The organism is Actinocatenispora sera, assembly GCF_018324685.1.
In the GTDB taxonomy this organism is placed as follows: domain Bacteria; phylum Actinomycetota; class Actinomycetes; order Mycobacteriales; family Micromonosporaceae; genus Actinocatenispora; species Actinocatenispora sera.
The window spans coordinates 4,430,993-4,448,574 of the sequence record NZ_AP023354.1 but is presented as its reverse complement, the minus strand read 5'-3'; the positions used below and the strand labels follow the sequence as shown (position 1 = coordinate 4,448,574).

Genomic DNA, 17,582 nt, shown 5'->3' with positions numbered 1-17,582 from the left:
GGCGAGCTCACCGGTCGTTGCCGGTCCGGTTCCCGCAGGGTGGAACGCGGGCCGGTCAGGCGCCGTTCTGGCGCAGGTCGTCGCGCAGCGCCGGTACCGGCCGGGACAGGTCGTGGCTCGCGGCGCGGCTGCGACGCGGCTCGGCCCCACCCTCGGCGCTCGGCCGGGTCGGCCCGGCCGGGGCGTGCTCGGCATGGCCGGTGTGCTCGGCCCGGCTCCGGTCGGTACGGGCGGTGCGGCGTCGCCGGTTGCCCTTGCCGGCGCGCGCCTCGGCGTGGATGCGGTCCGCGTCCGCGCGGGCCGCGGCGAGCAACCGGTCGGCGGCCTCCTGCTGGCCGCGCCGCTGTTCGGCCAGGGCGACCTCGCAGTCCCGGCGGGCCCGGGCGGCCTCCTGCCTCGCGGCCGCGACGATGGCGGCGGCGTCCTCCCGCGCGGCAGCGAGGTACCGGTCGGCGCTGGTGCGCAGGTCGGTCGCCTCCTCCTCGGCCATCGCGAGGATCTGCTGCACCCGGGTTCCGACCGGATGCACCAGCGGAACCCCGGACAGCCGGGCCCGCAGGTCGGCGTTCTCGGCCCGCAGCCGCCGCAGTTCACCGGTCAGTTGCATGGCCTCGCGCTGCTCGTCGTAGAGCGCGGTGAGCTGCTCCTCCAGCTGGGTCATGCACGCCTCGACCTGCTTGCGGTCGTATCCCCAGAGCACGACCTCGAAGGTGCCCACTCGCGGCGATGTGCCCGACGCCTCCCCATTGACCCCCATGGCGCGAATGGTTGCACACCGCCGGGGCGCCCATGCGTATTTCGTCGGATCTGCTCCGTGCGGGGCATCGCGACCGGGGTGAGGCGCGCGACCCGCCGCGTTGCCCCGCGCGGTGGGTCGCGCCCGCCTGGGTAGGGTGCGGTGTCCCGCGAACCGAAGGATGTGCCGATGTCGAGCCTGGACGCCGTTCTCACCCACATCGGCCCGGCCGACGAGGCCGCCATGGCCGCGGCTCGGGCCCGGCAGGACCGGTTGACCAAGCCGCCCGGTTCGCTGGGCGTACTGGAGGAGCTGTCGGTACGGCTCGCCGGGGTCGCCGGCGCCTGCCCGCCGCCGCTACCCGAGCCGGTCGCGGTGGCGGTGTTCGCGGCCGACCACGGCGTGCACGCCCAGGGCGTCACCGCCTGGCCGCAGGAGGTCACCGCGCAGATGGTGGCGAACATGCGGGCCGGTGGCGCGGTGGTCAACGCGTTCGCCCGCCAGGTCGGTGCCGCCGTCCGTACCGTCGACATCGGGGTGGCGAGCGAGCTGCCGGCGGGGCCGGACCTGATCGCCGCCAAGGTCCGCCCCGGCACCGCGGACCTGACGCGGGAGCCGGCGATGAGCCGGGGCGAGGCCGAGCGGGCGCTGCTGGCCGGCGCCGAGATCGCCGGCCGGCTGGCCGACGAAGGGTACCGGCTGCTCGCCACCGGCGACATGGGGATCGCGAACACCACCGCCTCGGCGGCCTTGATCGCCGCGTTCACCGGCGCCGACGCCGAGGCGGTCACCGGCCGCGGTACCGGCGTGGACGACGCGATGCTGGCGCACAAGGTCGACGTGGTGCGCCGGGCGCTGGCCCGGCACCGGCCGGAGGCGGCCGACCCGGTCGGGGCACTCGCCGCCGTCGGCGGGCTGGAGCACGCCGGCATCGCCGGCTTCCTGCTGGGAGCCGCCGCGGCCCGGGTCCCGGTGGTCCTGGACGGGGTGATCGCCGGCGCGGCGGCGCTCGTCGCCGCGGCGCTGGCGCCGCGCGTCGCGGACGTGCTGATCGCCGGCCACCGGTCGGCCGAGCCGGGTCACGACGCCGCGCTGCGCCAGCTGGGGCTGCGACCGCTGATCGACCTCGACCTGCGGCTGGGCGAGGGCACCGGCGCGCTGCTCGCGGTACCGCTGGTGCAGGCGGCGGCGCGCACCCTGCGCGAGGTCGCCACGTTCGACGACGCGGCGGTCAGCGAGCGCTGAACATCGTCGTGGTACGAACTGATTCGTCCGGTTCTGCCGGCCCAGCGCCCGCTGCGGTCGGCGACGGCCGGCGGACGGTTCGTACCGATGTGCGGCCGGTGCGCCGTCCGCGTCCGACACGCTGCTAGGGTGGGCCGATGCGACGTGACGATGAGGTGCCAGCCGCCGCGCCAGACGCAACCTCGGTGCTGCATCTCGGTGACCTCGCCGCCGTCCTGGACGACCCGCGCACCGAGGTGGCCACCACCGACCTGGCCCGCAACCTGCCGCCCGGCGCGAAGATGCTGGTGGTCAAGAACGGGCCGAACGCACCGGCCCAGTTCCTGCTCGATGCGCCGAGCACGGTGGCCGGTCGGCACGCCGACAGCGACATCCTGCTCGACGACGCGACCGTGTCGCGCAAGCACGTCGAGTTCGCCCGCCACGGCGGCCGCATCGTGGCCCGTGATCTGGGCAGCCTCAACGGCACCTACCTGAACAAGGAACGCATCGACACCGCGACACTGGCCAGCGGTGACGAGGTGCAGATCGGCAAGTTCCGGCTGGTCTACGTGGCCTCCGAGCAGCCCGGTACCGAGCCGGAGCCGCCGGCCTCGGTGCCCGGCCCACCGCCGGTGACCCGCCGCGAGCCGGGCCCGTCCGGCCCGATCGGCCGGTTCTTCGCCCGCCTGTTCGGCCGTCGGTGACGCTGCGCCGCACCCGTTCCGGCCTACCGGCCGGGCCGTTCCGGTTCGTGTTGGAGAACGCCTTCGTGGTGCCGCTGCGCGGCGTCGCCGCCGCACCGGCCCCGACGCCGGTGCCGGCGGATGCCTGAGGGCCCGAACCCCGTCGCCGCGCTCGAGCGGCTGGGTCCGTTCTTCGCCGTACTGGGTTACCAACCCACCGCGCCGCCCGGCCCACCGTGGCGGCCGATGCGCGAACTCGTCGACGACCCGGCGACGCTCGCCGACCGGGTCGCTCGGGTGCGGGTCGCGCTGGCCACCGCCGCCGGCCGCGAGGCGGGCGAGGTCGAGGAACGAGTCGCGGTGTCGGTGGCACAGCTGGGCCTCGTCGCGCGGCTGGTGGCACCCGCGCTGGCGCTCGCGGTCGGTACCGGCGCGGTGGTATCGCTGTCGCTGTCGCGCCTGTACTGGGAACCGACGCTCGGCGGCCCGTTCCCGCTTGCGCTGCCGAACCCGGCCCCCGTCTCGCCCCGGCCCGCCGAGCTGGCCGGCGAGTTCCGGCGGGCGGTGCTCGACGCGGCGGTACGCGACCTGGTGGTCGCGGCCGGCCGCTGGCCGCTGTCGGTACGGATCCGTTGGGGCAACGTGGCTTCCGCGCTCGGCGGCGCGGCCGGCATGCTTGCCGCGGGCCGGCCGGAGCTGGCCGGAACGACCCGCACGCTGCTGTCCGCGCTGCTGCGGGCGGAGCCGCTGCGCGGCGCCGCGAGCCTGGACGGGGCCGGTCGGCTGCACCGCCGCAGCTGCTGCCTGATCTACCGGACGGCCGGCGCCGCACGACCGGAGAACCTCTGCGGCGACTGCGTTCTCGCGGCCCGACCCTGAACGACCTGGGGGGTGACGTCCGTGCCCGTGCCTGGGGGTGATGTGCGGGAGCCCGCCGAGGGGTGTCGGGCTCCCGCACATCCCCGCGGGGGTCAGCCAGGTTCCGGTGGGGTGCAGGACGCGACGGCGGCGACCGCGCGACGCATCCGGGCGATGGCCAGATCCGGATGGTCGCCGTACTCCTGCGCGACCCGTTCGAGGCAGCCACGCCGACCGAACAGCTGCAACGCGTCCCGGATCGCGGTGTTGATCTCGTCGGCGGCCAGCCGGCCGGCGAGCGGCAGCTCGGAGGCGAACAGCGCCTCGCACGCCACGGTCCGCACGGCGGCGCCGGCACCCGGCGCCGCGCCCCGTGCGGTGGCGATTGTCTGCTGGTGCCGCATCCGTCTCGCCTCCCCGAGGCCTCGGTCATGCATCGCCCACTGCATTCAGCCTGCCGCATCCGCACCTGGTGGGCAGCACCGGCAGCGCCCGTCTGCGGTACCGGCTGGCCGGTAGCTACGACTGCCGGCTACCAGGGGGGTCGTCGGTGATCGGGAGGATCACGGCGAGTTCGGTACCGGCACCGGGCGGACTGGTGAGCCGCAGCGTGCCGCCCAGCGCCTCGACCCGGTCGGTGAGACCGATCAGCCCGGACCCGCGCGCCGGCGTGGCGCCACCGACACCGTCGTCCCGGATCACCAGCCGCAGCTCGCGCGGATCGGCCTCGATCTCGACCCGTACCACGGTGGCGTCGGCGTGCTTGGCGACGTTGGTCAGCGCCTCGGCGACGAGGTAGTAGACCGCGATCTCGACCGGGTCCGCCAGCCGGCCCGGGACGTGGGCGTCCAGCTCGACCGCGAGACCGGACCGGCGGGCCAGCGCGCGCAGCGCCGCGGGCAGGCCGGCCTCGGTGAGGATCGCCGGGTGGATCCCGCGGGAGACCTCCCGCAGCTCGTCCAGCGCCTCGTTGAGGCCGGTGGCGATGGCCCGCAGGTCCCGGCGTACCGGTTCGGCGCCGGCCGGCAGGTCGGCCTCGATCACCCGGACGTCCAGGGTCAGCGCCACGAGCCGCTGCTGCACCCCGTCGTGCAGGTCGCGTTCGATCCGGTACCGGGCCCGGTCGGTGGCGGCGACGACCCGGGCCCGGGAGGCGATCAGCTCGGCGCGGTGCTGCTGCAGCGACCGGCCCATCGCGTTGAACGAGCGGGAAAGTACGCCGATCTCGCCGATGCCCTGCGCAGGCATCCGGACGCCGAGGTCACCCGCGGCGAGCCGGCCGGACATCTCGGCGGCCTGCCGCACCGGTGCCACGATGAACCGCATCAGGTAGCCGGCGAAGACCCCGATCAACAGCACCGAGCCGGTGGCCCCGGCGATCCCGCCGCCGACCAGCCAGCGAAACGTCCGCGCCGACTCGGTCGCCCGCGCGGCGCTGAGTTGCCGCTCCGCCGTGGCGAACTCGGTGAACTGGGCGCGGGCGCCGTCGATGCGGCGCTTGCCGTTGTCGAAGGTGGCGGGGCTGCGGGCGCTGGGGCCCCCCGCCCGCGCCTGCGCCACCACCGGCTCCGAGTGGTCGGTGATGTACGACTCGACGCTGCGGACGATGCGGTCCGCCCGGCGGTGCTGCTCCGGTGTGATCGACGAGCGTTCCAGCTGTTGGCCGACGACCGGGACCTCGGCCCGGGCCGCACGCCACGGTTCGAGGTATTTGTCCTGGCCGGTGAGCAGGTAGCCGCGCTCGCCGGTCTCGATGTCGACCAGTAGCCGTTCCAGCTGGTTCGCGGTCGCCAGGGCCTGCTGGGAGTGCAGGGCGAGGCGGGAGGTCTCGCGCTCCTCCGCGACGGCGAACGCCAGCGCGGCGAACACCCCGCCGATCACGCCCGCCAGCATCGCGCTGGCCGCCGTGATCCGCCGCCCGAGACCGCCCTGCATCAGCTCCACCCTGGGCCGACCGGGAAGTGCCGGTTCGGCCGACGGCGACCGCGCCGATCCCCCGCTAGCGTCGCAGGGGTGCGTGCAGTGACCGCGCAACCCACGTCGCGGCACCCCGAGACACCCCGGGTGGTGCTCGCCGACGACGACGTGCTGCTGCGGGAAAGCATCGCCAGCCTGCTCACCCGGTCCGGCTTCGACGTGGTCGCGCAGGTCGCCGACGGCGACCGGCTGCTGGAGCGGGTCCGGTCCGGCGCTCCGGATCTGATCATCACCGACATTCGGATGCCCCCCACGCACACGACCGAAGGCCTGGACGCCGCCCGGGCCATCCGCCGCGAGTTCCCACACGTCAGCGTCCTCGTACTGTCAGCGTATGCCGAGGTCAGCCACGCGATCGACCTTCTCGTCGGCGGACAAGGCGTCGGCTATCTGCTCAAAAGCAGGGTCACCGACGTCGGCGAATTCGTCGAAACTCTGCACCGATTGGTGGGTGGCGCCTCGGTGGTGGATCCGGCCGTGGTGCAGGAACTGGTGACCGCCCGCCGCCGTACCGACCGGCTCGCCGAGCTGACCGCCCGGGAGCGCGAGGTCCTGATGTCGATGGCCGAGGGGCGCTCCAACGCCGGCATCGCCCACCAGCTCTGGATCAGCGAGGGCACGGTGGAGAAGCACGTCCGCAGCATCTTCGGCAAGCTGAACCTGGCGGAGACCGACGACGACCACCGCCGGGTCCTCGCCGTCATCACGTACCTGGAGTCGCGCTGAGCCGGCCGCCTCACGACAGCAGCGCGCGGATCGCGTCCCCGGACAGCTCCGGTTTCTCCACGAATCCGAGCCCAGGCCCGGCCTCGACCAGCTCGGCGAAGTCCGCCGCCGCATGGTTGGACATCATGATCACCGCTGGCCGGGGGGCCGCCCGGTCGAGCTGCCGGGCCACCGCGAACCCGCTCTCGGTGCCGAGATCGACATCCACCAGGACCACGTCCGGCCGTACCCGGGTGACGACGGCCAGCGCCGCGGCGCCGTCGGCGGCGACAGCCACCACGTCGATGCCCTGACGGTTGAGCAGACCGGCCGCGGAGCGCAGGAACGGCACGTTGTCGTCCACCAGTACGCAACGCACAGCCATCACCCCAGGTTGCCGCCGGGTACCCGGCCGGCGCATCCCTGCTATCCGGAGTTTCCCGGCCCCGCGAGCAACCGGGACCCGACCGGGCGCCGTTCGGTTTCCGGGTGCCCGCGGGCGCCCGGAAACCTGGAGGTGCCGGGCACCGAGAGGTCGTCACCGGGCCTCGGTTTGACCGCCGGTCCGACCCGTTGCGCGGGCGCCGGGAAGGGGGTCGCCGGCGGTTGTTACCTTCGACCCGGCCCCGTGGGGGGCGGGACGGAGGCAGCCGGGGTGGATCGCATCGCATGCGAGTGGTGTCGGGTGCAGAACCCGCCGGGCGCCACGACGTGCCAGACCTGCGGCGCGCCGCTGGATGTCCGCAACAAGGTCAGCGACTCCGGTTGGCGGGAGGCGCCGCGGCTGCGCGACATGACCGAGTTCCGGTTCTCCGGCAGCGTCTGCCAGGTCGAGGGCGAGCTGGTGCCGGTGGCCGAGCTCGCCCTCGCCCCCAACGACTGGGTGTACTTCGAGCATCAGGTGATGCTGTGGAAGGACGAGGGCGTACCGCTGTCGGCGATGCAGACCGGCGGCGGGTTTCGGCGGATGCTCGGCGGGATGCCGTTCGTGCTGTCGGTGGCGAGCGGGCCGGGCCGGGTGGCGTTCTCCCGGGACGCGCCGGGCGAGCTGGTCGTGCTGCCGATGCCGCCGGGCATCGAGCTCGACGTGCGGGAGCACGCGTTCCTGCTGGCGGCCGGGTCGGTGGGCTACTCGTTCATCCGGATCAAGGGCCTGGCGAACATCCTGCACGGCGGCAACGGCATGTACCTGGACCGGTTCGTCACCGGCCCGGCGCCGGGCATCCTGATGCTGCACGGCAACGGCAACGTGATGGAGCGGATGCTGCGGCCGGGCGAGAAGATCCTGGTCGAGCCGGGCGGCTTCCTGTACAAGGACGCCAGCGTGCAGATGCAGGCGGTGCAGCAGGAGCTCAAGGTCGGCCTGATGCGCAGGATGTACCTGGCCGAGATGACCGGCCCGGGCCGGGTCGGCATCCAGTCGATGTACGTGCACCACAAGACCGGGTGAGCCGCCGATGACCGCACCCACGCACCACTACACCTGCCGGTACTGCCGGCACTCCAGCGACCCGACCGGGGTGTCGTGCCCGCGCTGCGGCGCGCCGGTGGACGTCACCGCCGCGGTCACCCGGTCCGGCTGGCAGCGCCAGGAGCCGATCACCGACATGGCGCGCATCCAGTTCGGCCAGTCGTACGTGCAGGTCGAGGGGACGCAGGTCCCAGTCGCCGACTTCGCGCTGGCCGGCGAGGAGTCGATCTACTTCTCGCACCACTCGCTGCTGTGGACCGATCCGCAGGCCCGGCTGTCCTCGATGGGACTGTCCGGCGGCTGGAAACGGGTCATGTCCGGGCTGCCGCTGTTCATGATCACCGGCCGCGGGCCGGGGCACATCGCGCTGTCGGACAACCACGCCGGCGACCTGGTCTGCCTGCCGCTGGAGCACGGCCAGGCGATCTGGACCCGGGAGCACCGGTTCGTCGCCGCAACCGGCAACGTGACCTACGACTGGCAAAACACCGGCATCTGGTTTCGCACCCGCAACGGCGACGAGACCGAGACGCACTACCCGATCGGCATGTTCGGCGACGTGTTCACCGCCCGCGACTCGCCGGGCCTGCTGCTGCTGCACTCGCCGGGCAACACGTTCATCCGCGACCTGGCGCCGAACCAGCCGCTGCTGATCCAGCCGTCCGCGCTGCTCTACCGCGACCTGTCGGTGCAGACGCACCTGCACCTGGAGTACCCGCGCAGCGACGGTGGCTTCTGGACCCGCAGCTACAGCTACCGGAACGTGTGGTTGCGGCTGATCGGGCCGGGCCGGGTGGCGGTGTCGTCGGTGACCGAGCCGCCGGAGGCCAGCAACCCGATCGTCCGTAGCTCGCCGGCCACCACCTGGCGCTGGTGAAACGTGCGCCTCGCGCCGGGCCCGGCGCGAGGCGGCGCAGCGGCGGGTGTCGAGAGTGCACCCGCAGCATGGCACAAAAACGACAGAGCCAAGAATATTCTGGAAGAATCCTTCAAACGGTCTTGAGACCTTCCGCCGGCAATGAGAATCTTTGCCGACCGAGCCGGCCATGTCCGGCCTGCCGTCTACGGGAGGTTCTGCATGATCGTCCGTATCCCCCGCATCATTGGACGTGCCGCGGTCGCCGCGGCAGCAGTGCTCGCCACCGGCGCCGCGTGCGTCGGGCTCGCCACGCCGGCCCAGGCCGCCACGTACGTCAACGGCTTCGACGTGTCGCACTACCAGGGCTCGATCAACTGGGCCAGCCAGTACAGCAAGGGCGCGCGGTTCGCCTACATGAAGGCGACCGAGGGCACCAGCTACCGCGACCCGAACTTCAACACCAACTACACCAACTCGTACAACGCGGGGTTCATCCGCGGCGCGTACCACTTCGCCCGGCCGAACATCTCCTCCGGCGCCACCCAGGCGGCGTACTTCGCCAGCCACGGCGGCGGTTGGTCGGCCGACGGCAAGACGCTGCCGCCGGCGCTGGACATCGAGTACAACCCCTACAGCGGTGGCACCTGCTACGGGCTGTCGCATTCCGGCATGGTCAGTTGGATCAAGTCGTTCTCCAACTACATCCACACCAAGTACGACAAGTACCCGATGATCTACACGACGTTCGACTGGTGGAAGACCTGCACCGGCAACTCCAGCGCGTTCGCTGCGACGAACCCGTTCTGGATCGCCATCTACCGCTCCACCCCGCCGACGTCCATCCCGGCCGGCACCGCCACCTGGACCATGTGGCAGAACGCCGACTCCGGCACGTTCCCCGGGGACCAGGACAAGTTCAACGGCAGCATGACCCGGCTCAAGGCACTCGCCACCAACCACGACTGAGCCGCCGCACCACCTCGTGACCGCCGGGCATCGGGCCCGGCGGTCACGCCGCTTTCCGTACCCGGGCGTCACCGCACCATCGCCGCATCGTTGTCCAAAGTTGACGATCAGTCGTCGTGCGGTCGCATCTCGTCGGTGTGGCGCTGCAACGGACGACCACGGCACCGATATGGTCGACCCGGATACCGGTATGGAGCGGGAATATGGGGCGAATCGTGCGTGCTCCCGAGAGGCGAAACGCAGTGCCGGTCGGCGCCGCCACGGTGCTGCTCACCGCGGCACTGACCGGCTGTACCGGGCCGGCCGCCGGCAACGATCCGGCACCGGCCAAGGTCGGCCCACCGGTACGGTCCGTGACCGTGCTCGACGACCCCGACCCGGCCACGCTGTCGGCCGCGGTCAGCCGGCACCTGTTCGCCTCGGCGCCCGCGGTGATCGTCGCCGCGGCGAGCGACCCGCAGGGGCTGCACCGCGCCGCCGACCTGGCCGAGCAGCGCCGGGTGCCGATGCTCGTCGCCGGCGGCGCGGCCGGTACCGGCCGCGCGGGCGGCGCACCCACCGGCGCCCCCTCGGCCACCACGTCACCCGCCGGCACGGCGAGCGACGGCGGCACCGCCGCGCTCGGCGCCGAACTGCGCCGGCTGCACCCGCAGAACGTGCTCACCGTCGACGCGGCGGCCCAGCGTGCCGTACGCGCGGCGCTGGGGTCGGCGTCGGACACCACCTCGGTGCGTACCGACCCCGCGGAGGTGCCGACCACCCGGCCGGCCCGCGGGCTGCCCGGGGTCACCGTGCTGGTGCACGCCGGCGGCGACGCGGCCACCCGGGCCGGCGCCACCGCGGCCACCGCGACCGCGACGGCCGCCGGCGCCACCGTGGTACCGGTCCACGGCGACGATCCGCGCGCGGACCGCACCGCGATCGCCGCGCTCGCGCACCGCGATCCGGCCGCGGTGCTCGCCGCCGGTACCGGCTTCGGGCCGGCCGACCGGCTCGGCGCGCGACTGGCGGTCGCCGTCGCCGGCCGCCAGTTGCCCGGCGGCGGCCAGGTGATGTTCCCGGGCCGCCGGCTCGTCGCCCTGTACGGCCACCCCGGCACCGCCGTGCTCGGCGCGCTCGGCGCCCAGGACCTGCCCGGGAGCATCGCCCGGGCCAAGCAGGTCGCCAAGCCGTACCGGACCGGCGGGGTACCGGTGGTGCCGACGTTCGAGATCATCGCCACCACCGCGCAGGCCTCCCCCGGCCCGGACGGCCGGTACTCGGCCGCCTCCAGCGTGGCGTCGCTGCGGCCGTGGGTGCGCGCGGCCGGCGCCGCCGGCATGTACGTGGTGCTCGACCTGCAGCCGGGCCGCGCCGACCTGCTCGACCAGGCCAAGCGGTACCGGTCGCTGCTGGCGCTGCCGTACGTCGGACTGGCGCTGGACCCGGAATGGAAGCTCGCGGCCGGGCAGAAGCCGCTGGAGCAGATCGGCACCGTGGACGCCAGCGAGATCAACCGGGTGAGCGACTGGCTGTCCGCGCTGACCGCCGCGCACCGGCTGCCGCAGAAGCTGCTGGTACTGCACCAGTTCCAGCTGTCGATGATCGGGCACGAGGACCGGCTCGACCTCGGCCACGACAACCTGTCGCTGCTGATCCACATGGATGGCCAGGGCAGCCCCAGCCTGAAGGACGAGACCTGGTCCGGAGTCGTCGGCGCCCGGCCGGACGGGGTGGCGCTGGGCTGGAAGAACTTCTACACCAAGGACCACCCGATGCTGACCCCGGCGCAGACACTCGCCCAGCGCCCCCGCCCGGACATGATCTCCTACCAGTAGGCTCGACCCCACCCGTGCGCGCCACGACGAGCCGGTCCGTCGACACCAGGAGAAGGCGATGATCTTCATCACGGCGAAGTTCTCGGTCCGCCCGGCCGACGCGGACCGCTGGCCGGACATCGTCGCCGACTTCACCGAGGCGACCCGGGCCGAGCCGGGTTGCCTGTGGTTCGAGTGGTCCCGCAGCCTGGCCGACCCGACCGAGTACGTGCTGGTGGAGGCGTTCCGGGACGACGCCGCCGGCGCGAGCCACGTGCAGTCGGCGCACTTTCGCGCCGCGCAGCGCACGCTGCCGCCGTACCTGACCGCGACCCCACGCATCGTCAACGCGACGGTGGACCAGGACGACTGGTCGCTGCTGGGTGAGATGGCGGTCGACTGAACCGGCGGCGCCGCCGTTGGCGAATCGGCGGATTCCAGGCCACCATTCCGACCATGAGCCAGCGGCGCGGGGTCGGACCGTCCACCACCATCCCCGCGTCGGGTTCCTGATCTGTGCCGTTCGGCCCAGGCGGATTTGCGAGACCCATCGAACCGAGGCGGTACGCACATGACCGAGGCACGGCAGGCCGGAGCCACCGCGCCGCGCGAAAGCCGCGAGGCCGGGCTGCCGCACGGCGACAACGCCCGGACGGCCGGTGCTGGCGGCGACGCCCGCTTGCTCGGCATCGACATCGGCGGTACCAAGATCGCGCTGGCGGTGTCCACCGTGGACGGTGCCGTGCTCGGCACCGACGTGGTACCGACCGGCGCGGCGGACGGCGCCGAGGCGATCCTGGCCCGGCTCGCCGCCGCCGGGCACGCACTGCTGTCCCGCGCCGGCGGGCCGGCCACCGCCGTCGGCGCGGTCGGCCCCGGAATCATCCGCCCGGACGGCGTTGCCCTGTCTCCCAACATCTCCGGCTGGCACCAGGTACGGCTGGCCGAGGAACTCGCGGACCGCTTCGGCACCCCGCGGGTCGCGGTCGACAACGACGTCAAGGCGGCCGGACTCGCCGAGCTGCGCCACGGCGCGCTGCGCGGCGCCGACCCCGGAGTCTTCGTCAGCCTCGGTACCGGCGTCGCGGCGGCGATCGCGATCGGCGGCCGCGTGCTCGCCGGGGCGCACGGCGCGGCCGGCGAGTTCGGCTACGACCTGCGCACCCCGGACGAGCCGCGCGCCGCCGCCGACGGGTACAGCCCGCTGGAACGTGCGGTCGGCGGCCGCGGCATCGCCGAACGCGCGCTCGCGGTACTGGGTGAGCCGGTCACCGCCGCGCGGCTGTTCGCGCGCACCGACCCGCCGGCCCGCCGACTCGCCGGCGAGGTACTGGCGGAGCTCGCGATGCACGTGGTGAACCTGTGCATCGCCGTGGACCCGCAGCGGGTCGCCGTCGGCGGCGGCCTCACCGGCATCGGTACCCCGCTGTTCACCGCGCTGCGCGCCCGCCTCGACGCCGCCGTACCGTTCCCACCCGAGCTGGTTCCGGCCCGGTTCCGCACCGACGGCGCCCTGCACGGCGCCCTCGCCCTTGCCACCGACGCCTACCGCTCCTGACCGGCCCGGATGAGGCGGCGTCGTATCCTGCTCGCGGCGTGCCGAACCGGCCGCGGGACTGCGGCGAGCCGTGTCGGCGGCGGTGACCCACCGGGCCGCTGCGGCGCCAGTACGGCGCGGGTCGTGTCGGAGCAAGCGCGGGAGTGGGCGTCGTGGGGGAACTGAACCGGCTGGCGCACGGGGTGTTGTTTCCCGGTGTGGGACGGGCGCGGCTGCCACGGTGGGCGGCCGAGCGGGTGGAGCGCGGCGTCGGCGGCTTCGTCGTGTACGGCAAGGACGTCGAGTCGGCCGAGCAGTTGCGGGCGCTGACCGACGCGGCGCACGGGCTGCGCGAGCACGTCGTGCTCGCCGCCGACGAGGAGGGCGGCGACGTCAGCCGGCTGGAGTACGCGGGCGGCACCTCGATGCCGGGCAACCTGGCGCTGGGCCGGATCGACGAGCCGGCGGTGACCGAATCGGCGGCGTACGAGATCGGGCTGTCGCTGCGCGACGCGGGCATCGACTGGAACCTGGCGCCGTCCGTGGACGTGGCGGTCAACCCGGCGAGCCCGCTGGGTACCCGCTGCTTCGGCGCCGACCGCGGCCGGGTCGCCACGCACGCCGCCGCGTGGGTACGCGGGCTGCAGGCCGCCGGGGCATCCGCCTGCGCGAAGCACTTTCCGGGGCACGGCGCCGACACCGCCGACGCGCACTTCGGCGCCACGACCGTCGACGTGCCGGCCGATGAGCTGGTGGCGAGCTACCTCGACCCGTTCCGGTCCGCGATCGACGCCGGGGTCGACTCGGTCATGGTGTCGCACGACCGGCTGCCCGCGGTGGATCCGGACCTGCCGGCGGCGATCAGCGCACCGGTGATCACCGGCCTGCTGCGCGGCGAGCTCGGCTACGACGGGGTGGTGTTCACCGACGCGCTGGAGATGGGCGGGATCGCGAAGGTCGCGGACCTGCCGACCGCTGCGGTACTGGCGATCGCGGCCGGCGCCGACGCGCTGTGCCTGGGCTCCTTCGCGTACGGCGAGGACGTCGACGTGGCCGCGGCGGCGCTGCAGGCCGCGGTACGCGACGGGCGGCTCACCGAGGAACGGCTGCGACAGGCCAACGACCGCATCGCCCGGCTGGGCACCCGGCCGCGCGGCACCGCCGAGCGTGACAGCGTCCTCGGCGTGCGGCTCGCCGAGCGGGCCCGGACTGTACGCGGCGACGCGCGGCTCCGCGGCCCGCACGTGCTGTCGGTACGGCTGACCGCGTCGGTGTCGCCCGCGGTGGGGCGGCCCGACTGGGGCGTGGAGGGCCTGCTGGCCGCCGCCGGGCGGGACGTGACCGCCGTCGTCGTGGACGGCGACACCTACCGCGGCGCGAGCATGGTCCGTGCCGAGATCGGCCAGTTCCGCAGCGAGTACGGTGCCGACGCACCGATCGTGATCCAGGTACGGGGCGCGCACCGGTACGAGTGGACCCGCCCGATCCTCGCCGACCTGCGCGACCGCTGCCCGGACGCGGTGGTGGTCGACATGGGGCTCCCGGCCGACTCGTTCGAGGCGTTCCGCGGCCGCGTGCAGACCTTCGGCGCCTCCCGCGCCTGCGCCCGGGCCGCCGCGACGGCGCTGCTCGACCCGGCCTGACCGCCGCTCGGGCTCACCTGCCCGGCCGCCGGTCCCAGCGACGGCGAGGTGTCTTCGCAGTCCGGACCTGATCGGGCGACCTGCCTCAGCCGTCGCACCGATCTCGTGGCGCGACGCCGAGGGCCCGGCCGCGGGCCGATCCGGACGGCGGCGCGGGCGGTCAGGCGGCCGGGCGGGACAGGATCGCGGCCAGCGCCGCCTCGAGGTCGGCGAGGTCGGTCAGGACCACGTCGGCGCCGGCGGCGGCGAGCTCGGCCGCCGGGGTGAACCCGGTGGCGACCGCGACGATCCGGACCCCGTTGTCCCGCGCGGTCTGCACGTCCAGCCGGGAGTCGCCGACCAGCACCGTCGGCGTCGCCGCGCCCGGCCCGTACACCGCTTCGGCCCGGGCGCGGGCGACCGGCACGAGTTCCGGCCGGTGCTCGCGGTCCGACCCGAACGCACCGACGGCGAGATCCAGCGGCGGCGCCAGACCGAACGCGGCCAGCTTGAGTTCGGTGGTGGCGCGCTGGTTGCCGGTCAGTACCGACTGCACGACGCCGGGGGTGGCCGCGAGCTCGTCGAGCACGGCCGGTACGCCGGGCAGCAGCCGGCCCCGGTCGGGCAGCCGGTCGGCGACCGCGGCGAGCCGGGTCGCCTCCTGCCGCAACGCCGCCGGCAGCAGCCGGTCGGCGGTCGCCTCGTCCGCACCGTACTCGCGCAGGATGGCGCGCAGGATCTGCCGGATCGTGCGACCCGGTACCACCGTGGCCGGCCGCGGCGGCACGCCGAGCAGCTCGCCGCACAGCGCGAACCACAGTTCCCGGTCGACCGCGCCGGCATCGAGCAGGGTCTGGTCGACGTCCCAGAGCACCAGTGTCATCGGCTATCGTGCCGCCGGCTCGACCGGTACCACCAGGCCGGCGCGCGCCGCGGTCACCGGGACCGGACCGGCCGCGGCCCGGGCGGCGGCGAACGACTTCTCGTCGTCGTACCCGAGCAGGTGGCTGACCACCAGCCGGCCGACGCCGGCCGCCTGGCCGAGCCTGCCGGTCAACTCCGCGGTGAGGTGGCCGTGCTCGGCGAGCATGGCCGGCTCGGCGTCCAGGTACGTGCACTCGCACACGAACACGTCCGCGCCGGTGGCGGCGGCGAGCACGCCGTCGCACCAGCCGGTGTCGGACGAGAACGCGAGCGTACGGTCGCCCAGCGCGAACCGCAGCGATGCGCTCGGCACCGCGTGCCGGGCCGCGAACGCGGTCACGCTCACCTCGCCGGCGAGCCGGACCGGGCTCGCGCCGTCCCGGACCAGCGGCGCGATCTCGAACGCGGTGGCAAGCGGCCGGCCGACGGCCGGGTCGGTGGGTACCGCGACCCAGTGGTCCAGGGCACGCAACGCCTCGATGCTGTCGTCAGGCACCAGCAGCGGGATCCGCGGCGGTGGCGTGGGCGTCAGCAGCCGGCTGAACGCCAGCGGTACCACGTCGAACATGTGGTCCTGGTGCAGGTGGGTGAGCACCACCGCGTCCAGCCGGTGTTCCAGGCCGCGGGCGAGCAGCTGGGTGGCGATGCCTGGCCCACAGTCCACCAGGATCCGGGTGTCACCGTGCTCGACCAGGTAGCCGGAGCAGGCCGACTCCGCGTCGGGTCGGCCGGCCCGGAAGCCCAGGACGGTCAGTCGGGTACTCGTCACTGCTGCTCCTTCGTGCCGGTGGTGGCGAGATCGGCGGTGCGGCCGCCGAACCGGCGGCGGATACCGGTGGTCTGTTCCAGGCTGCGGTTCTTGGTCTCCGGCGCCATCACGACGGTGACGATCAGGCCGAGCACGCCGGCGGCGACGAACAGCCACAGCGCGCCGCCCACGCCCCAGGCGTCGACCAGGTCGGGGAAGACCAGGACGCCGAGGATCGCGCCGACCCGGCTCACCGCCGTACCCAGGCCGGTGCCGGCGGCGCGCAGCTCGGTCGGGAACAGCTCGGTGCAGTAGACCATGTCCAGGGTGCCCGGACCCATGTTGGAGAACAGGATCGCGATCGCGAACAGCACCACGATCAGCGCCAGCGCCGGTGCATGCGCGAGCGCGAGGATCACCAGTACCGCGGTCTCGCCGGCGAACGCGGTGATCAGCACCGGCCGCCGGCCCCACGAGTCGACGAACATCACCGCGATCGCGGCGCCCACCACCCCGAGCAGGGCGATGATCGCGGACCCGATGTAGGCGGCGAGCTGGGTCGATCCGCCGAGCGAGGTGAGGATCGTCGGGCTGTACATCTGGATGCCGTAGTAGGCCACGTCGTGGGCGAACCAGAACATGCAGACGAAGAACGTCGCGCCGATCAGGCCGCGGGAGAACAGTCGCCGCCACTGGCCGGTATCGGTTCGCGCCGGCTCGCCGGCCGGCCGCTGCGTCAGCGACGGCAGGACGACCTGGCTCGGTCGGATGGCCGGTGCCGCGGACTCGCGGTTGACCAGGTCGGCGACCACCCGTCTCGCCTGGTCGATGCGACCGTGCGCCATCAGCCACCGGGGCGACTCCGGGATGGAAGTCCGGAAGACCAGGGTGATCAGCGCGAGCGCGGCGCCGACCAGCAGCATCCAGCGCCACGCGCTGGCCCCGACCGGCAGCAGGGCGACCCCGACCAGGTACGCGGCGAGCGCGCCGACGTTCCACATCAGGCTCAGCGCCACCACCAGCCGGCCGCGGTCGCGGATCGAGCCGAACTCGGCGGTCAGCGACGACGAGATCGGGTAGTCGGCACCGATGCACAGGCCGAGCAGGAACCGGAACGCGATCAGCTCCCAGACGTTCTGCGAGATCGCGGTGACGGCGGCGAAGACGACGAACCCGATCAGGTCGATCAGGTACATCTTCTTGCGGCCCAGGCGGTCGGCGATGCGGCCGAACACCAGCGCGCCGACGAACATCCCGACGATCGCCGAGCAGCTGGTGATCCCGGCGGTCAGCGGGGTGAAGGTCCAGGACTTCTTGAGTACCGGCAGCGCGACGGCGATGACGGTGAGGTCGAAGCCGTCGAGGAACATGCCGATCGAGGAGAGCAGCGTCAGCTTGCGGCGGAACCGGGACAGGTTCGCGGTGTCCAGCGTGGTGGCGGTCATCGGACGGCGCTCCGTCCGGGTGCGGGGC

At 73.8% G+C, this 17,582-nt stretch carries 18 protein-coding genes and 1 pseudogene; 12 read left to right on the top strand and 7 right to left on the bottom strand.

Annotated features, from left to right (window positions below; translation table 11 throughout):
* Positions 1-55 precede the first annotated feature (55 nt).
* On the bottom strand, positions 56-700 hold the full coding sequence (locus tag Asera_RS21225) for a hypothetical protein (RefSeq protein ID WP_157034796.1): 645 nt from the start codon (positions 698-700) through the stop codon (positions 56-58).
* A gap of 225 nt (positions 701-925) precedes the next feature.
* Between Asera_RS21225 and cobT the strand changes: the two genes are divergently transcribed.
* The 4 genes and pseudogenes from cobT to Asera_RS21210 all read left to right on the top strand — a co-directional run bounded on the left by cobT (position 926) and on the right by Asera_RS21210 (position 3,525).
* On the top strand, positions 926-1,981 hold the full coding sequence (gene cobT / locus Asera_RS21220) for a nicotinate-nucleotide--dimethylbenzimidazole phosphoribosyltransferase (protein WP_030446211.1): 1,056 nt from the start codon (positions 926-928) through the stop codon (positions 1,979-1,981).
* Positions 1,982-2,118: 137 nt separating this feature from the next.
* Positions 2,119-2,559: pseudogene (locus Asera_RS21215) on the top strand (FHA domain-containing protein); the annotation flags it as partial.
* 104 nt (positions 2,560-2,663) lie between these two features.
* Complete coding sequence (locus Asera_RS33640) at positions 2,664-2,795, top strand: hypothetical protein (protein WP_280529739.1); 132 nt, start codon at positions 2,664-2,666, stop codon at positions 2,793-2,795.
* Positions 2,788-3,525 carry a (2Fe-2S)-binding protein gene (locus Asera_RS21210; protein WP_030446213.1) on the top strand — a complete coding sequence of 246 codons (738 nt, stop codon included), beginning with the start codon at positions 2,788-2,790 and terminating at the stop codon, positions 3,523-3,525. The genes Asera_RS33640 and Asera_RS21210 overlap by 8 nt, the downstream gene beginning before the upstream one ends.
* Before the next feature lie 92 nt (positions 3,526-3,617).
* Here Asera_RS21210 and Asera_RS21205 read toward each other — a convergent pair whose 3' ends face one another.
* Both Asera_RS21205 and Asera_RS21200 read right to left on the bottom strand, forming a co-directional pair.
* Entirely contained in the window at positions 3,618-3,908 is a 291-nt protein-coding gene (locus Asera_RS21205; protein ID WP_051802213.1) for a hypothetical protein, read from the bottom strand.
* A 115-nt stretch (positions 3,909-4,023) separates the two neighbouring features.
* Complete coding sequence (locus Asera_RS21200) at positions 4,024-5,439, bottom strand: CHASE3 domain-containing protein (RefSeq protein ID WP_157034798.1); 1,416 nt, start codon at positions 5,437-5,439, stop codon at positions 4,024-4,026.
* A gap of 87 nt (positions 5,440-5,526) precedes the next feature.
* Here Asera_RS21200 and Asera_RS21195 point away from each other — a divergent pair, with 87 nt between their 5' ends.
* A complete protein-coding gene (locus Asera_RS21195) occupies positions 5,527-6,207 on the top strand; it encodes a response regulator transcription factor (RefSeq protein WP_051802215.1) in 681 nt (226 codons plus the stop codon).
* Positions 6,208-6,217: 10 nt separating this feature from the next.
* Here the strand turns inward: Asera_RS21195 and Asera_RS21190 are convergent, their stop codons facing one another.
* Positions 6,218-6,571: a response regulator gene (locus tag Asera_RS21190; RefSeq protein WP_030446217.1), complete on the bottom strand. Its 354-nt coding sequence runs from the start codon at positions 6,569-6,571 to the stop codon at positions 6,218-6,220.
* A 270-nt stretch (positions 6,572-6,841) separates the two neighbouring features.
* Between Asera_RS21190 and Asera_RS21185 the strand changes: the two genes are divergently transcribed.
* The 7 genes from Asera_RS21185 (at position 6,842) to Asera_RS21155 (ending at position 14,458) form a co-directional block, all read left to right on the top strand.
* A complete protein-coding gene (locus Asera_RS21185; protein WP_157034799.1) occupies positions 6,842-7,636 on the top strand; it encodes an AIM24 family protein in 795 nt (264 codons plus the stop codon).
* A 7-nt stretch (positions 7,637-7,643) separates the two neighbouring features.
* Complete coding sequence (locus Asera_RS21180) at positions 7,644-8,534, top strand: AIM24 family protein (RefSeq protein ID WP_051802217.1); 891 nt, start codon at positions 7,644-7,646, stop codon at positions 8,532-8,534.
* A 201-nt stretch (positions 8,535-8,735) separates the two neighbouring features.
* A complete protein-coding gene (locus tag Asera_RS21175) occupies positions 8,736-9,482 on the top strand; it encodes a lysozyme (RefSeq protein ID WP_030446220.1) in 747 nt (248 codons plus the stop codon).
* A gap of 203 nt (positions 9,483-9,685) precedes the next feature.
* Positions 9,686-11,299: a hypothetical protein gene (locus Asera_RS21170; RefSeq protein ID WP_157034800.1), complete on the top strand. Its 1,614-nt coding sequence runs from the start codon at positions 9,686-9,688 to the stop codon at positions 11,297-11,299.
* Between the two features lie 58 nt (positions 11,300-11,357).
* Positions 11,358-11,681 carry a putative quinol monooxygenase gene (locus tag Asera_RS21165; RefSeq protein ID WP_030446222.1) on the top strand — a complete coding sequence of 108 codons (324 nt, stop codon included), beginning with the start codon at positions 11,358-11,360 and terminating at the stop codon, positions 11,679-11,681.
* 168 nt (positions 11,682-11,849) lie between these two features.
* Positions 11,850-12,836 carry an ROK family protein gene (locus Asera_RS21160; protein WP_084131502.1) on the top strand — a complete coding sequence of 329 codons (987 nt, stop codon included), beginning with the start codon at positions 11,850-11,852 and terminating at the stop codon, positions 12,834-12,836.
* A gap of 152 nt (positions 12,837-12,988) precedes the next feature.
* Complete coding sequence (locus tag Asera_RS21155; RefSeq protein WP_157034801.1) at positions 12,989-14,458, top strand: glycoside hydrolase family 3 protein; 1,470 nt, start codon at positions 12,989-12,991, stop codon at positions 14,456-14,458.
* 160 nt (positions 14,459-14,618) lie between these two features.
* Here Asera_RS21155 and Asera_RS21150 read toward each other — a convergent pair whose 3' ends face one another.
* The 3 genes from Asera_RS21150 to Asera_RS21140 are packed head-to-tail and all read right to left on the bottom strand — an operon-like array spanning position 14,619 to position 17,554.
* Entirely contained in the window at positions 14,619-15,320 is a 702-nt protein-coding gene (locus Asera_RS21150) for an HAD family hydrolase (RefSeq protein WP_030446225.1), read from the bottom strand.
* Positions 15,321-15,323: 3 nt separating this feature from the next.
* Positions 15,324-16,130: an MBL fold metallo-hydrolase gene (locus tag Asera_RS21145; protein WP_051802219.1), complete on the bottom strand. Its 807-nt coding sequence runs from the start codon at positions 16,128-16,130 to the stop codon at positions 15,324-15,326.
* Positions 16,127-17,554, bottom strand: coding sequence for an MFS transporter (locus Asera_RS21140; protein WP_084131504.1), 1,428 nt, complete (start codon positions 17,552-17,554; stop codon positions 16,127-16,129). Before Asera_RS21140 ends, Asera_RS21145 begins: the two co-directional genes overlap by 4 nt.
* Between the last annotated feature and the right edge of the window lie 28 nt (positions 17,555-17,582).

Excerpts from the sequence above, each read along its gene's own strand:
- cobT (WP_030446211.1), top strand. The coding sequence starts at position 926 with ATGTCGAGCCTGGACGCCGTTCTCACCCACATCGGCCCGGCCGACGAG.
- Asera_RS21210 (WP_030446213.1), top strand. The coding sequence starts at position 2,788 with ATGCCTGAGGGCCCGAACCCCGTCGCCGCGCTCGAGCGGCTGGGTCCG.
- Asera_RS21205 (WP_051802213.1), bottom strand. The coding sequence starts at position 3,908 with ATGCGGCACCAGCAGACAATCGCCACCGCACGGGGCGCGGCGCCGGGT.
- Asera_RS21200 (WP_157034798.1), bottom strand. The coding sequence starts at position 5,439 with ATGCAGGGCGGTCTCGGGCGGCGGATCACGGCGGCCAGCGCGATGCTG.
- Asera_RS21190 (WP_030446217.1), bottom strand. The coding sequence starts at position 6,571 with ATGGCTGTGCGTTGCGTACTGGTGGACGACAACGTGCCGTTCCTGCGC.
- Asera_RS21180 (WP_051802217.1), top strand. The coding sequence starts at position 7,644 with ATGACCGCACCCACGCACCACTACACCTGCCGGTACTGCCGGCACTCC.
- Asera_RS21175 (WP_030446220.1), top strand. The coding sequence starts at position 8,736 with ATGATCGTCCGTATCCCCCGCATCATTGGACGTGCCGCGGTCGCCGCG.
- Asera_RS21170 (WP_157034800.1), top strand. The coding sequence starts at position 9,686 with ATGGGGCGAATCGTGCGTGCTCCCGAGAGGCGAAACGCAGTGCCGGTC.
- Asera_RS21165 (WP_030446222.1), top strand. The coding sequence starts at position 11,358 with ATGATCTTCATCACGGCGAAGTTCTCGGTCCGCCCGGCCGACGCGGAC.
- Asera_RS21160 (WP_084131502.1), top strand. The coding sequence starts at position 11,850 with ATGACCGAGGCACGGCAGGCCGGAGCCACCGCGCCGCGCGAAAGCCGC.
- Asera_RS21150 (WP_030446225.1), bottom strand. The coding sequence starts at position 15,320 with ATGACACTGGTGCTCTGGGACGTCGACCAGACCCTGCTCGATGCCGGC.
- Asera_RS21140 (WP_084131504.1), bottom strand. The coding sequence starts at position 17,554 with ATGACCGCCACCACGCTGGACACCGCGAACCTGTCCCGGTTCCGCCGC.